The 14,497-nt window shown below is 64.3% G+C and carries 14 protein-coding genes; all 14 read left to right on the forward strand.

The genetic code is table 11. From position 1 onward, the window contains the following. Positions 1-44 precede the first annotated feature (44 nt). The 14 genes from rplA (at position 45) to LKD76_RS04225 (ending at position 14,350) form a co-directional block, all read left to right on the forward strand. On the forward strand, positions 45-758 hold the full coding sequence (gene rplA / locus LKD76_RS04160) for a 50S ribosomal protein L1 (protein ID WP_227979594.1): 714 nt from the start codon (positions 45-47) through the stop codon (positions 756-758). 672 nt (positions 759-1,430) lie between these two features. Continuing rightward, positions 1,431-1,967: a 50S ribosomal protein L10 gene (rplJ, locus tag LKD76_RS04165; RefSeq protein WP_227979595.1), complete on the forward strand. Its 537-nt coding sequence runs from the start codon at positions 1,431-1,433 to the stop codon at positions 1,965-1,967. A gap of 166 nt (positions 1,968-2,133) precedes the next feature. Beyond that, positions 2,134-2,514, forward strand: coding sequence for a 50S ribosomal protein L7/L12 (rplL, locus tag LKD76_RS04170; RefSeq protein ID WP_227979596.1), 381 nt, complete (start codon positions 2,134-2,136; stop codon positions 2,512-2,514). Positions 2,515-2,763: 249 nt separating this feature from the next. Further along, positions 2,764-3,840 (forward strand): ABC transporter ATP-binding protein, encoded by a 1,077-nt coding sequence (locus tag LKD76_RS04175; protein ID WP_227979597.1) that lies wholly within the window; start codon positions 2,764-2,766, stop codon positions 3,838-3,840. 11 nt (positions 3,841-3,851) lie between these two features. Continuing rightward, positions 3,852-4,646, forward strand: a complete 795-nt coding sequence (locus LKD76_RS04180; protein WP_025353004.1) for an MlaE family ABC transporter permease — start codon at positions 3,852-3,854, stop codon at positions 4,644-4,646. A gap of 41 nt (positions 4,647-4,687) precedes the next feature. Then, on the forward strand, positions 4,688-5,515 hold the full coding sequence (locus LKD76_RS04185; protein ID WP_227985090.1) for an MlaE family ABC transporter permease: 828 nt from the start codon (positions 4,688-4,690) through the stop codon (positions 5,513-5,515). Beyond that, the gene (locus tag LKD76_RS04190; protein WP_227979598.1) at positions 5,512-6,855 is read left to right on the forward strand and encodes an MCE family protein; all 1,344 of its coding nucleotides are present in this window, start codon (positions 5,512-5,514) and stop codon (positions 6,853-6,855) included. Before LKD76_RS04185 ends, LKD76_RS04190 begins: the two co-directional genes overlap by 4 nt. Next, entirely contained in the window at positions 6,852-7,931 is a 1,080-nt protein-coding gene (locus tag LKD76_RS04195) for an MCE family protein (RefSeq protein WP_227979599.1), read from the forward strand. The genes LKD76_RS04190 and LKD76_RS04195 overlap by 4 nt, the downstream gene beginning before the upstream one ends. Further along, positions 7,931-8,941: an MCE family protein gene (locus LKD76_RS04200; RefSeq protein ID WP_227979600.1), complete on the forward strand. Its 1,011-nt coding sequence runs from the start codon at positions 7,931-7,933 to the stop codon at positions 8,939-8,941. Before LKD76_RS04195 ends, LKD76_RS04200 begins: the two co-directional genes overlap by 1 nt. Beyond that, positions 8,941-10,230 (forward strand): MCE family protein, encoded by a 1,290-nt coding sequence (locus LKD76_RS04205; protein WP_227979601.1) that lies wholly within the window; start codon positions 8,941-8,943, stop codon positions 10,228-10,230. Before LKD76_RS04200 ends, LKD76_RS04205 begins: the two co-directional genes overlap by 1 nt. Further along, the gene (locus tag LKD76_RS04210) at positions 10,227-11,465 is read left to right on the forward strand and encodes an MCE family protein (RefSeq protein WP_227979602.1); all 1,239 of its coding nucleotides are present in this window, start codon (positions 10,227-10,229) and stop codon (positions 11,463-11,465) included. The genes LKD76_RS04205 and LKD76_RS04210 overlap by 4 nt, the downstream gene beginning before the upstream one ends. Then, on the forward strand, positions 11,462-12,703 hold the full coding sequence (locus tag LKD76_RS04215) for an MCE family protein (protein ID WP_227979603.1): 1,242 nt from the start codon (positions 11,462-11,464) through the stop codon (positions 12,701-12,703). Before LKD76_RS04210 ends, LKD76_RS04215 begins: the two co-directional genes overlap by 4 nt. A 51-nt stretch (positions 12,704-12,754) precedes the next feature. Further along, positions 12,755-13,582 (forward strand): hypothetical protein, encoded by an 828-nt coding sequence (locus tag LKD76_RS04220; RefSeq protein ID WP_227979604.1) that lies wholly within the window; start codon positions 12,755-12,757, stop codon positions 13,580-13,582. A 12-nt stretch (positions 13,583-13,594) separates the two neighbouring features. Then, positions 13,595-14,350 carry a hypothetical protein gene (locus tag LKD76_RS04225; RefSeq protein WP_227979605.1) on the forward strand — a complete coding sequence of 252 codons (756 nt, stop codon included), beginning with the start codon at positions 13,595-13,597 and terminating at the stop codon, positions 14,348-14,350. Positions 14,351-14,497: the final 147 nt, after the last annotated feature.

The following is a 14,497-nucleotide window of genomic DNA, read 5'->3' on the forward strand; positions in this document are numbered from 1 at the left end:
CAGTCCCGACAACCACTTCTGACTTACGAACAGGACAGAGAATCATGGCAAAACGAAGCAAGGCTTATCTCGAGGCGGCCGCCAAGGTCGACCGCACTCAGCTGTACTCCCCGCTGTCGGCCGCTCGGCTGGCCAAGGAGACCGCGACCACCAAGACCGATGCGACCGTCGAGGTCGCCGTCCGTCTCGGTGTCGACCCGCGTAAGGCCGACCAGATGGTGCGCGGCACCGTCAACCTGCCGCACGGCACCGGTAAGACCGCCCGCGTCATCGTGTTCGCGGCCGGTGAGAAGGCCGCCGAGGCGGAAGCGGCCGGCGCCGATGCGGTCGGTGCCGAGGATCTCATCGAGCGGATCCAGGGCGGCTGGCTGGACTTCGACGCCGCGATCGCCACCCCGGACCAGATGGCCAAGGTCGGTCGTATCGCTCGCGTGCTGGGCCCGCGCGGCCTGATGCCGAACCCGAAGACGGGCACGGTCACCACCGATGTGACCAAGGCCGTCAACGACATCAAGGGCGGCAAGATCAACTTCCGCGTCGACAAGCAGGCCAACCTGCACTTCGTGATCGGCAAGGCCTCGTTCGACGACGCGAAGCTGGTCGAGAACTACGGCGCCGCGCTGGAGGAGATCCTGCGTGTGAAGCCGTCGACCGCCAAGGGGCGTTACGTCAAGAAGGTGACGATTTCGACGAACACCGGACCGGGCATCCCGGTGGACCCGAACCGCACCCGCAACCTCACCGAAGAGGATGCGTAAGGCGTAGAGCTCGTAGCCTCTCCGAAGGGCCGGCAGGGTTTCCCGCCGGCCCTTCGGCCTGTCCGGGGTAGCGCGGGACGGCTATCCCGCGCTACCGCTGCCGCCGGAGAGCGGTCGGCGGACAGGCCGCGGATCAGGCTGGGTGCTGTCCCCTGTTCCGCGCGATGCCCGTCCGCCGAGGCTGAGTGGCATCGGCGACAGCGGCGCAAAGGGCCACCGCGACAGCGGCTTTCGTGATTGTGCTCGTCATTCGATTGTTCTTCCGAGTGGACGGGGCGGACGGCCGGAGCGCGGCGCCGACAATTCAAAACGTTAACGTTTGCCATCGCGGATCGGGTCGATTTGGGATCGAGCCTGGTCATCGGCTAATCTGTACTGCGTTCGTCGGCCTGTCCGGCGATCACCCCCAATCGTTCTACCGAAGACCGTTGGTTGCTGCCGTCAGGCAGTCGAAGGTCCGGCGATATTGCCGGCGGCCCACGCAGGGAGAGCCGAGGTCAGGGACACTGTGTGAGCCACGCGCTCATATCGAGTTTCTTGTACGCCCCGGGATCGCTCTGCGGCCGGGGCGTTTGCTTTGTCGCCAGATGCATTCCGGTGCCGATTCAGTCGGCACTGCCTCCGGAGTCGGTAGTTCATCGCAGAACCGACCATCCAGAGAGGAGGCGAAGTATGGCAAAGTCCGAGAAGGTCACCGCGGTCGCGGAGATCACCGAGCAGTTCAAGAGCGCTACGGCCACCGTGATCACGGAATACCGTGGTCTGTCGGTCGGCAACCTGACGCAGCTGCGTCGTGCGCTGGGTAGCAATGCCACCTACTCCGTCGCCAAGAACACCCTGGTCAAGCGTGCGGCCGCCGAGGCGGGCGTCGAAGGCCTGGATGACTTGTTCGTCGGTCCGACCGCTATCACCTTCATCACGGGTGAGCCGGTCGACGCCGCCAAGGCCCTCAAGACCTTCGCCAAGGACAACAAGGCGCTGGTCATCAAGGGCGGCTACATGGACGGCGCCGCGCTGTCGGTCTCCGAGGTCGAGCGCATCGCCGACCTGGAGTCGCGCGAGGTGCTGCTGGCCAAGCTGGCCGGCGCCATGAAGGGCAACCTGACCAAGGCGGCCGGCCTCTTCGCCGCGCCGGCCGGCCAGGTCGCTCGCCTGTTCGCCGCGTTGGAGGACAAGAAGCGCGCCGAAGGCGGCGAAGCCGCCGAATAAGGCCCCGCGGCGAAGCCGCCGAATAAGGCCCCGCGGCGAATCGGTCGCTTAAGGCCCCGCGGCGAATCGGTCGCTTAAGGCCCCGCGGCGCCGCACAACAACCAGAAACTCTCTTCCCGCCTCGGGCGTGTACGACGGACGGGATGAACTACCGAAAGGAAACACCATGGCCAACGTGGACGAACTGCTCGAGACCATCGGCGGAATGACCCTGCTGGAGCTGTCGGACTTCGTCAAGAAGTTCGAGGAGAAGTTCGAGGTCACCGCTGCGGCTCCGGTCGCCGTCGCCGCTGTCGGTGGCGCTGCCGCTCCGGCCGAGGCCGCTGAGGAGCAGGACGAGTTCGACGTCATCCTCGAGGGTGCCGGCGACAAGAAGATCCAGGTCATCAAGGTCGTGCGCGAGATCGTCTCCGGCCTGGGCCTGAAGGAAGCCAAGGACCTGGTCGAGGGTGCCCCGAAGCCGATCCTGGAGAAGGTCGCCAAGGACGCCGCCGAGGCCGCCAAGGCCAAGCTGGAAGAGGCCGGCGCGAAGGTTTCCGTCAAGTAATTGCGGTAATCGTGTCCCGAAAAGGGCGGTCCCGTTGCGGGACCGCCCTTTTCGCATATTTCACAGCGAATCCCGCGCATGCCGTGAACAGGGCGATTACTAGCGACATTTCTACCGACGAGTCAGGTAGGGTGTCCTGCATCAGCGGCATGCGATACAGTGGCCCCACCCAGTGTGACGCGTCACACCGCGCGGAAATATCCGGTGACGCGGCCATGGGCGCTCGTCAGAAGAATTGTGGAGGTTGGCGTGGGCGTCGAGGTCAGGACCGAAAGCGTTACAAAATCTTTCGGATCCCAGCGAATTTGGCAGGATGTCACTCTGACCCTGCCACCGGGGGAAGTCAGTGCGCTGCTCGGCCCGTCCGGTACCGGTAAGTCGGTGTTCTTGAAGTCGCTGATCGGCCTGTTGCGGCCTGAGCGCGGCTCGATCTATATCGACGGTACCGATATCACCACCTGCTCCAACAAGGAGCTCTACGAGATCCGCAAGCTGTTCGGCGTCCTGTTCCAGGACGGCGCGCTGTTCGGGTCGATGAACCTGTTCGACAACGTGGCCTTCCCGCTGCGCGAGCACACCAAGAAGACCGAGTCCGAGATCAAGCAGATCGTCATGGAGAAGCTCGAGCTCACCGGTCTGCTCGGCGCGGAAGGCAAACTGCCCGGCGAGATCTCCGGTGGTATGCGTAAGCGTGCCGGTCTGGCCCGTGCGCTGGTGCTGGATCCGCAGATCATCCTCGTCGACGAGCCCGACTCCGGTCTGGACCCGGTCCGCACCACCTACCTGTCGCAGCTGCTCATCGATATCAACGCGCAGATCGACGCGACGATTCTGATCGTCACCCACAACATCAACCTGGCCCGCACCGTGCCCGACAACATCGGCATGCTGTTCCGCCGCCAGTTGGTCATGTTCGGCCCGCGCGAGGTCCTGCTGACCTCCGAGGAGCCGGTGGTCAAGCAGTTCCTCAACGGCCGCATGGTCGGCCCGATCGGTATGTCGGAGGAGAAGGACGAGGCCCAGATGGCCCGCGAGCAGGCTCTCGCGGACGCCGGCCACTACGACAACGGCACCGAAGAGGTCGAGGGCATCATCCCGCAGATGAAGGCGCAGCCGGGTATGCCGGTGCGCCAGGCCGTCGAGCGTCGCCGCCGCCGAGTCCTGGAAATCATGCACACCCTGCCGCAACAGGCGCAGCTCGCCATCCGTGAATCGCTGGATCAGAACGGCGATACACAAGTTCTGCCGGCCTATACGGGTAACGCTCCGCAATATCAGGGCGGCACGTACGACACCACCGTGCGTCACGACGCAACCAACGGGTAACATACGCAACCGTGAATCAACCCCTGGCACGGCTGCGCACTCCGGTCGAGTCGGGATTTGCGCAGGCCGGCAACATATTTGCGCTGCTCATTTCCGTGGCACGTAAATCACTGCGCCGGCCTTTCCAATGGCGTGAGTTCATCGAGCAGTCGTGGTTCATCGCGAGCGTCTCGATCTTGCCCGCCGCCCTGGTGGCAATCCCGTTCGGCGCCGTTGTTGCGTTACAGACCGGTTCACTTATCAAGCAGCTCGGTGCTGAATCCTTTACCGGCGCAACCAGTGTGCTGGCGACCGTTCAGCAGGCTGCGCCCGTCGTGACCGCGTTGATCATCGCGGGTGCGGCGGGTTCGGCGGTGGCCGCCGATCTGGGTTCCCGCACCATTCGCGAGGAAATCGACGCGATGGAGGTGCTCGGCATCGATCCGGTGCAGCGTCTGGTGGTTCCGCGGGTGCTCGGCATGATGCTGGTGGCGTTGCTGCTCAACGGCCTGGTCTCGGTGGTCGGTATCTGCGGCGGATATTTCTTCAATGTGTTGCTGCAGGGCGGGACTCCGGGCGCCTATCTGGCGTCGTTCTCGGCGCTGGCGCAACTTCCCGACCTCTGGATCGGCGAATTCAAGGCGCTCATCTTCGGGCTGCTCGCAGGCGTTATCGCCGCGTACAAAGGTTTGAATCCCAAGGGGGGACCGAAAGGTGTTGGTGACGCGGTGAATCAATCCGTGGTGATCACCTTCCTGGTGCTCTTCTTCGTCAATCTGCTCCTGACGTTGGTGTACCTGCAGGTAGTCCCGGCCAAGGGTTCATGACGATGGTTGTTGCACAGCGTTCGCCGATCTTTTCGAAGCGGATGCGCCGAATCGGTGCTGCGCTCAAGTCGCCGGTGAATATGGTCGATCGTGCCGGCGATCAGATGCTCTTCTACTCCAAGGCGATCGCCTGGATTCCGCGTACCCTCGTGCACTTCCGCAAGGAAGTCATGCGGTTGCTGGCCGAGGTCACCTTCGGCTCGGGCGCCCTGGCGGTCATCGGCGGCACCATCGGTGTCGTGGTGATGATGTCGGCCTCGGTCGGCGTGGTCGTCGGTCTGCAGGGCTTCAAAGCCCTGGATGCCCTGGGCAGTTCGGTGCTCACCGGCTTCCTGACCGGGTACATCAATACGCGTGAATTGGCGCCGCTGGTCGCCGCGCTGGCATTGTCGGCGACGGTCGGATGTGGTTTCACCGCCCAATTGGGTGCGATGCGGATTTCCGAGGAAATCGACGCACTCGAGGTGATGGCGGTGCCGGGTGTGCCGTTCCTGGTGACCACTCGCGTCATCGCCGGATTCGTGGCGGTGATTCCGCTCTACATCGTCGGTCTGCTCGGCACATTCGTCGCGTCCAGACAGATCAGCGTGTGGTTCAACGGCCAATCGACAGGCTCCTACGACCACTATTTCGGTCTGTTCCTACCGCCTGAGGACGTGCTGTATTCGTTCCTCAAGGTGCTGGTCTTCGCCTTCGTGATCATCTTGATCCACTGCTATTACGGCTTCAACGCCACCGGCGGCCCGGCGGGTGTGGGTGTCGCCGTGGGCCGCGCGGTCCGCGCGTCGATCGTGCTGGTCAACATCCTCGACTTCTTCCTGAGCCTGGCGATCTGGGGTACTACGACAACAGTGCGGGTGGCGGGATGAACCGTGTGCAGTTCTGGCGTTCCACCGAGAAACTGCGGGTCCGCACGCTGGGCATCGTGTTCTTCGTGGTGATGGCGCTGTTCCTCGGGAGCACGATCGCGGCCTACAACAAGGTGTGGGTCAAGGTGGTCAAGGTCGATCTGATCACCGACACGGTCGGCAACGCGCTGACCCGTAACGCGGATGTGAAGGTTCGCGGCGTCAACGTAGGTGAGGTCCGGTCGAGCGAATCCGCCAACGGCAAGGTGACCCTGCACCTGGCGATCGACCCGAACAAGGCTTCCAAGATCCCGTCCAATGTGACGGCGCGGCTGCTGCCGAAGACGCTGTTCGGTGAGCGCTATGTCGATCTGGTGTGGCCGGAGGACCCGAGCGCGAAACACCTGCAGGCCGGTATGACGCTGTACCAGGACGCCAGCGGGAACGCGATCGAGGTCAGCCAGCTGCTGGATTCGATCATGCCGCTGCTGCAGGCGATTCCGCCGCAGTATCTGGCCTCCACCCTCGGTGCGCTGTCGCAGGCACTCGGAGGCCAAGGCGAGGAATTGGGCCACACCATCGATCGGCTGGACGATATCTTCCGCGGCCTCAACGGTGTGATGCCGCAGCTGCAGGACGATATCCATCTGTTCGCCTCGGTGGCCGACACCTATTCCGATGCGTTGCCGCAGCTGGTGGACGCCTTCGACAACCTGCGCACGCTCAATGCCACGATCGTGCAGAAGCGGTCGCAGCTGGACACGCTGTATTCGGTGCTGACACCGACATCGGCGAAGACCGCGGATTTCCTGACGGTGAACCACGACAACATCATCGATATCGCGGCGGATTCGCGCGGGGCGCTGGAACTGCTGGCGACGTATTCGCCGTCCTATGCCTGCGCCATGAAGAATTTCGCGCAGCTCAAGCCGCGTATCGACAATATCTTCGGCAAGGGCACCGATCTGCCGGGTTCGCGGGTGTCGATCTCGATCGTCAATCCGCGCGGTCGCTACCTGCCCAACCAGGACGAACCGCGCTGGCTCGACGAACGTCCGCCGGTATGTTTCCCGGAATATCCGCTCGGTGTGGATTCCGGTCAGTACCCGACCGGATCGGCCAACGACGGCTCCTACCAGCCGCCGAGCCGGAATCCGGGTGATCAGAACATCGGTCAGCTGCCCCCGGCACAGTTCTCGGTGTACGGCGCGGGTGCCACGAGTATGGGTTCGCCGTCCGAACAGCACACGCTGGGTGCGATCTACGGTGCGGCGAACGGGGTTTCGCCCGATCGGGTTCCCGGCTGGGTGACCCGGATCGGCGCCCCCGCGATGCGCGGAAGTGAGGTGAGTGTGCGATGAGCGCGACGTTGCGTGGTCTGGGCGGGCCGCTGACCAAGTTGATCATCTTCGTGATCGTGACGGTGCTCGCGACCGTGATGCTGGCACTCACCATCGCGAACTATTCCGGCGGCGGAACCGAATTCAAGGCGCGGTTCAGCGATGTGACATCGCTGAATTCCGGTGACGAGGTTCGTATCGCCGGTGTGCGTGTCGGCAAGGTGACCAAGGTGTCGGTCGTCGACCGCAGTCTGGCCGAGGTGAAATTCGAGCTCACCGATCGCAATTGGCTGCCGGCCTCCACGACCGCGACCATTCGCTACCGCAACCTGGTGGGCCAGCGCTACATCGCGCTCGAGCAGGGCACCGGCCAGCAAGGACACAAGATCACCAAGGGTGCGACCATTCCGCTGGAACGGACCAAGCCCGCGCTGAATCTGACCACGCTGTTCAACGGTTTCCGGCCGCTGTTCCAGACGTTGTCGGCCGAGGACGTGAACAAGCTGTCCTACGAGATCATTCAGGTCTTCCAGGGTGAATCCGGCACGATCACCGATCTGGTGCGCAACACCGCGAGTCTGACCAACAAGATCGCCGACAAGGACGCCGTGATCGGTGACATCGTGAAGAACCTCAACGCCGTACTCGATTCGGTGAACGCGCGCGACGGACAGCTCAACGATCTGATCGTCAATACCGAGGCGCTGGTCAGCGGGCTCAACGCCGAGCGCGGCACGATCGGTTCGGCGGTGCAGTCGCTGGGCAATCTGGCCTCGGCGACCGCGGATCTGCTGGTGCCGACCCGGCCCACGCTGCAGGGGTCGATCGCGGGCCTGAACCAGTTGACCGGCACTCTGAACGATCGTTCGGACGAGGTGAACCAGGCGCTGGAGAATCTGCCGATCAAGATGGACAAGCTCGGCCGCGCGGCCAGCTACGGTTCGTGGTTCCAGTTCTATGTCTGCGGAATCGACATCGTCGCCGGTCCGGGCGTCAAGGATGCGCCGCAGCTGAATCTGCCGGCCGATTTGCCGACGGTGAATCAGCCGGTCTACACGAATCCGGCGCCCCGCTGTCATGGGAAGGGTGGCCGCTGATGGAAGACCGGGCTCTGTTCGGCAATCGCAGTCCGGCATTCATGGGTGGGCTCGGCCTGTTCATGGTGCTGCTGATCGCGTTGTCGGCGTTCTTTCTGAACAAGCTGCCGATCATCGGCGCGGGCACCAAGTACACCGCGGAGTTCTCCGAGGCCGCCGGGCTGAAGAAGGGGAACGAGGTCCGTATCGCCGGTGTGAAGGTCGGCGATGTGTCCGATGTGAGCCTGGACGGCGATCGGGTGCTGGTCGTCTTCCGCACCAAGGACGCCTGGATCGGCGATGCCACCACCGCGTCCATTCAGATCAAGACCGTGCTCGGCCAGAAGTATCTGGCGCTGGACCCCAAAGGGTCGCGTGTAGCCGATCCCGATAAGCGAATCCCGTTGTCGCGCACGGTTTCTCCCTACGACGTGGTGGACGCCTTCAGCGATGCGGCCAAGAGCATCCAGGACACCGACACCGGTCAGCTGGCTACCAGTTTCCGGGTGCTGTCGGACGCCTTCTCCGGCACGCCGCCGGAGATCCGCGGCTCGATCGACGGGGTGGCGCGGTTGTCGGAGACATTGGCCAAGCGCGACGAGGCGCTGAAGCATCTGTTCAACGCGACCAACAAGACGACCAAGGTGCTCGCCGACCGCAACCAGGAATTCGAGCGGCTGCTGGCTAACGGCGGTCAGTTGCTGGCCGAGCTGAACGTCCGGCAGCAGGCGATTTCGCAGCTGCTGACCGGTGCGAAAACCGTTGCCGCCGAATTGAGTGCGCTGGTGCACGACAACGAGGAACAGATCGGTCCGGCGTTGACCAATCTGAAGAAGTCGATCGACATGCTCAACGACAATCAGCAGAACATCTCCAAGACTCTGAAACTCGCGGCGCCGTTCTACGGGCTGTATTCCAATGTGCTCGGTAACGGCCGCTGGTTCGACGCGGTGCTGGTCAATCTGACCCCGCCGGCCCTGCCGGAGATTCCGGGTAACCGCCCGCCGATCCGCAACCTGGGAGGCAACTGATGCAGGCCGGCATCGGTAAGGGATCGGGTCGCCGTGATCCGCTGACCTGGATTCGCGACTCCAGCCGCGGGACCAAGATCTTCCTCACACTCGGAACGGTCGCGGTGGTGGTGATCGCGGGTGTGCTGTGGTGGATGTTCGACAATCTCAGCACCACCAAGATCACCGCGTACTTCGACAAGTCGATCGGTATCTACGAAGGTTCCGAGGTGCGCATCCTCGGTGTGCCGGTGGGCAAGGTCGATTCGGTGACGCCGCAGGGCGATCAGGTCAAGGTCACCATGCATGTCGACCGTGGCTACGATGTGCCGGCCGATGCCAAGGCCGCGCAGATCACCCCCTCGGTGGTGTCGGATCGCTACATCCAGCTCACGCCCGTCTACAAGGGCGGGCCGAAGATGCCGCACAATGCCACGATTCCGCGTGATCGGACCGCCACCCCGGTGGAGGTCGACCGGCTCTACAAGAGCATCCAGGAATTGTCGGATGCGCTGGGGCCCAACGGCGCCAACAAGGACGGGGCGGTCAACGAGCTGGTCCGTACCGGCGCGGCGAATCTGTCCGGCAACGGTGACGCGCTGGCCAACAGCCTGACCCAGTTGTCGCATGCGGCGCGATATCTGTCCGACGCGCGCGGCGATATCTTCGACACGATCAAGAATCTGCAGATTTTCGTGCACACGCTGGCGGTCAACGATCAGCAGGTACGCGAATTCAATACGCAGCTGGCGGATCTGGCCGGATTCCTCGCCGGTGAACGCGAGAATCTCGGGCAGGCGCTGAATCTGCTGTCGGTGGCACTGGGTGATGTCGCCCGATTCATCGACAACAACCGCGATCTGGTCGCCCAGAACGCCGAGGGGCTGACCAAGCTGACCCAGACCCTGGCCGATCAGCGGCAGGATCTGGCGAATGCGCTGCCGGTGCTGCCGCTGGCGCTGAGCAACCTGATCAACATCCACAACGGTGAGACCGGCACGCTCGATATGCGCGCCAACTTCAACGAACTGCAGAATCCGTTCGGCACCATCTGCAAGATGCTCGACCTCGGCCAATTGCGGCCCGGGGACCCGAAATTCGATGCGATCAGCCGGCAGATGCGGCCGATTCTGGATCAGTGCAAGACGATCACCGACCAGATCACGAGCGGTGTGAAGACTCCGTCGCTGGTGTTGCCGTTCGGCATCCTCAGCGGAGACAACATCCAGAACACCCCGGCGCCGGGCAGTGTCCCGGGTACGCCGTCCGATCGGCAGGCGCCGTCGCAGCAGGAAGGTGGCCAGCGATGACAGCCTTCGCATCCCGCAGAACGGCCCGCGGGCTGGGTGCGGTCGCGGTCATCGGTGTGACCGCGCTGCTGGTGGGGTCGTGCTCGTCCGACGGCATCTACAGCGTGCCGCTGCCCGGTGGCGCCGATGTGGGTGACCATCCGATGCGTATCGACGTGCGCTTCGACGATGTCCTCGACCTGGTTCCGCAGTCGGCGGTGAAGGTGGACGGCGTCGCGGTCGGCCGGGTCGACTCGATCGATGTCGCATCCGACGGCTGGACCGCCAGTGTGCACACCGTGCTCAACTCCTCGGTGAAACTGCCCGCCAACGCGCATGCCGAGGTCAAGCAGTCCAATCTGCTGGGTGAGAAGTTCATCGAACTGTCCGTGCCCAAGGAGGACGCCTCGGCGCAGCCGTTGAAGGACGGCGCGATCATTCCGGTGGACCGGACGCGGCACTCGGTGGAGATCGAGCAAGTTCTCGGCGCGCTGTCGTTGCTGCTCAACGGTGGTGGTGTGGCGCAGCTGCAGCCGATCGTGGTGGAGTTGAACAAGGCGCTGGCCGGTCGTGAGAACCGAGTGCGGTCGCTGCTGGATCAGGCCGACACGCTCATCGATGGGCTCAATCAGCAAGTCGCCGACATCCAGCACGCATTGGACAGCCTGGGCACTCTGTCGAGCCGGGTGGGCCAGCAGACCGATCAGATCGGCAAGATCCTCGATGAGCTGCCCGCGGGTATCAAGATTCTGAATGAGCAGCGGCCGCAGTTGATCGGCCTGCTGAAGCAGCTCGACCGGGTCGGTCAGGCCGGTGTCGACGTCCTGGACAAGTCCAAGGACAACCTGATCCGGGATCTGCAGGCCCTGCGCCCGACCCTGCAGGAGCTGGGGCGTTCGGCGCCGGATCTGGTGACCGCCTTCCCGCTGATCCCGACCTATCCGTTCCCGGACGAGGCGATCAAATCCGCCTTCGGCGGTTCGGTGAACACTTGGCTGTCGGTGGACCTGCAGATCGGCACGCTGATGTCGAATCTCGGTGTGGGCAAACCGGATCCGGTCTACATCCCGCCGAAGTACGGGCCGCCGGTGCCGGTGAATCCGAGCAACCCGTACTACAACGGCAACGGGCCGCGGCCGGGCTGGCCGACGGTATCGCTGGTGCCGCTGCCGCCGACGGTGGTCGTCCCGGGCGTGGGGCAACCGGGTAATCCGATCGGCTCGATTCTGGATCAGTTGGGAGTGAAACCGCGATGAGTAGATTGGTGCGCTATCAGCTCATCGCCTTCGCGGTGATCGCGGTGCTCGGTGTCGCATTCGTCGGCGCGCGATACATTCATCTGGACCACATGCTGGGCTTCGGCCAGTATCAGGTGCGGGTGAAGGCCAAGGAGACCGCGAACCTGTCCAAGGGCGCCGAGGTGACCTACCGCGGTGTTCCCGTCGGGCGGGTCGATTCGCTGGACATCACCCCCGACGGCGTCATGATCTACCTGGAGCTGGAATCCGGAAAACCGAAGGTCCCGGCCAGTGCCAAGGCGGTCATCGCCAATCGATCGGCGATCGGTGAGCAGTACCTGGATCTGGTGCCGGAGACCGCGAAGGGCCCGTACCTGCGCGACGGTTCGGTGATCGACGGTGCAGAGACCCCGATCCGGGTCGAGGATCTGCTTTCCAGTGTCAATCATTTCGCGAGCACCACCGATCTGCAGGCGCTGAGCACGACCGTCACCGAACTCGGTAAGGCGTTCGACGGCCAGGGCGACAACCTGCGCATTCTGGTCGACTCGCTCAACAAATTCTCCCAGACCGGTGTCGAGTCGCTGCCGCAGACCGTTGCGCTGATCCAGGACGCGCAGACCGTTCTCGGCACGCAGGCCGATCAGTCTCCGGCGATTCGGACCTTCAGTGACGGATTGGATCGGCTGGCGGTGCAGTTGCGCGCCAACGATCCCGATATCCGGCGCCTGATCGGTACCGGCGCGGATGCCGGTGAGCAGATCGGCAAGTTGCTGGACGAGAGTGGCCGGCCGCTGACCACCGATCTGTCGAATCTGCGTCTGCTGTTGCAGGCGGTCTCGCCACAGACGTACACGCTCAAGCCGCTGCTGCAGATGCTGCCGCTGCTGTCGATCGGTGGTTCGGCGACCGCGCCCGGTGACAACACCAGTCACTTCGGCCTGGTGCTGGAGACCAACAATCCACCGGCCTGTACCGTCGGGTACGAGGGAACCAAGCGCATTCTCGATCAGATGAAGGCGCAGAACCCCAATTTCGACGACACTCGCGACGACTTCCCGTTCAACACGGACGCGAAGTGTGACGTGCCGTTCGGAAGTCCGACCGACGTCCGCGGCGGTGCGCGCGCGCAGTACGCCGACCCGAGTGTCCCGCAACCGTGGGACTCCACCCCCAAGACCGATCCGGACAAGCTGAACCTGAGCCCTGTCGCCATCCAGTTGGCCACTCTCATCGGAGTGACCCCGAAGCGGTGAGGGTGGGGCAGGCCGGCGAAGCCGGAAAACCGACGACGCTAGGGTGTCGCTGTGAGTTCTGATCTGCCCAACCCCTCCTCGCAACCTGCGCCGGAGTCGGCCGACGGTGTCGAAACGCCGGTAGCTGACTCGTCGCCGGCGACCGAGGAAGACACCGCCACCGGGGCCGGAGGAGCCGCGGACGACACCGTGCGCCTGACCGCGGACGAGACCACCCGGCTCGCGACCGCGGATACCGGCGGCGGCACGTCGGTGCTGCGCACCGCGGTGACCTCGGTCGCGGCGGTGTGGTTGGTCGCGGCTCTGGTGCTCGCGGCATGGTTCGGCACCGGATGGGTGCGGGCGATGTGGTTCACCGACGCTCCCCGCGCCGATGCGCGCGATACCGCGCTGGACGCGGCACGCCAGGCGGCGATCAATCTCACCTCGATGAATCCCGACAATGTCGAGGGTTCGATCACCACCATGCGCTCGTCGATGACCGGTGACATGCTCACCCAGCTCAACGAGAACCACGACCGCATCAAGGATGCCGCCGAGAAGTCCAAGACCAAGATCGACAGCAAGGTGCTCGGCGCCGCGCTCAGCTCGCTGGACAGTGAACGGGACAAGGCCTCGGCGATCGTGGTGCTGAAGCTCACCCAGACCGCGCCCAACACCCCGATCCAGTCCTTCCGGGCCACCTGGACGCTGGATATGAAGAAGGACGGCGATACCTGGAAGACCGATCAGGCCAATTCGCTCGGTCAACTGGTCGCGCTGGACACCCCCGGTCCCGCCGGAGCGGCGACGCCACCGCCCGCGAACGGAGATCAGGCCGCACCGCCGAGTGCGCCCGCGAATCCGTCCGAGGCCCCCGCCCCGCAGCCGGGATCGTAGGAGGTATTACCGATGGCATCCCGCCCACCCGTCAACAAGGTCTCCCCGCGCCTGCGTCCCGGCGAGCGTCAGTCCGAATCCGCGGATCGCACGGTCCGGCGCCGCGGCGCCGCCGATCGCGCGAAATCCGGCGGCGCCGCGGCCGGTAGATCCGCGCCCGCCAAACCGCGTACCAAGACCATCCGCGCGAGCGCTGCGGCGCCCGCCCGCCCCGCCGCGCAGGCCGGTCCGTCGCGCCTGTCGCGCCCGCTGCGCGGCAGGCGGCTGCCCCGCCCGGCGGTCGCCGGCTGGGGGCTGGCTGTCGCATTGGTCGTGGTCAGCGTGTTACTCACCGCCTTCGCGGTCGTCGCGGCGCTGAAGCCCGGTGTCGACGACGGCAACAAGGCGTTCGTCGATACCAAGGCCACCCAGGAGGTGACCGCGGCCGCCGACAACGCGCTGAAGACGGTGTACTCCTACGACGTGAAGACCATCGGTGGCTACAAGGACGCTGTGCACAAGGTCGTGACCGGCAAGATGCTCGGCGATTTCGACAAGTTCGCCGACACCACGGTTTCCGCGATCCAGCAGGCGCAGTCCACCGCACAAGCCACCCCTGACCCCATTGGTGTGACCTTGCTCACTGACGATCGGGCCGAACTGCTCGTGGACCTGACGGTCAGCGCCACCAAGAACGGCGCTCCGCAGGAAAGCGCCTCCGGCCCGATCGTGTTGCACATGCAGAAGGTGAACGGTCACTGGCTGGCGAGCGAGATCTCCGACCGTTGAGTGCCCGAAACGGGTTCGGAAGTATGTTCGACCCGCCCTTTCCGGGAATTTGCCCAGCTCAGAGGCGTGTAATCGGCTGGTGGGCGGCGTGATTCGCCAGCGCCACAGTGGATCTCGTTGCTATTCGGGTGGTCTCGCCACTTGACG

Origin of the sequence: Nocardia spumae (assembly GCF_020733635.1) — a bacterium.
Lineage (GTDB): Bacteria > Actinomycetota > Actinomycetes > Mycobacteriales > Mycobacteriaceae > Nocardia > Nocardia spumae.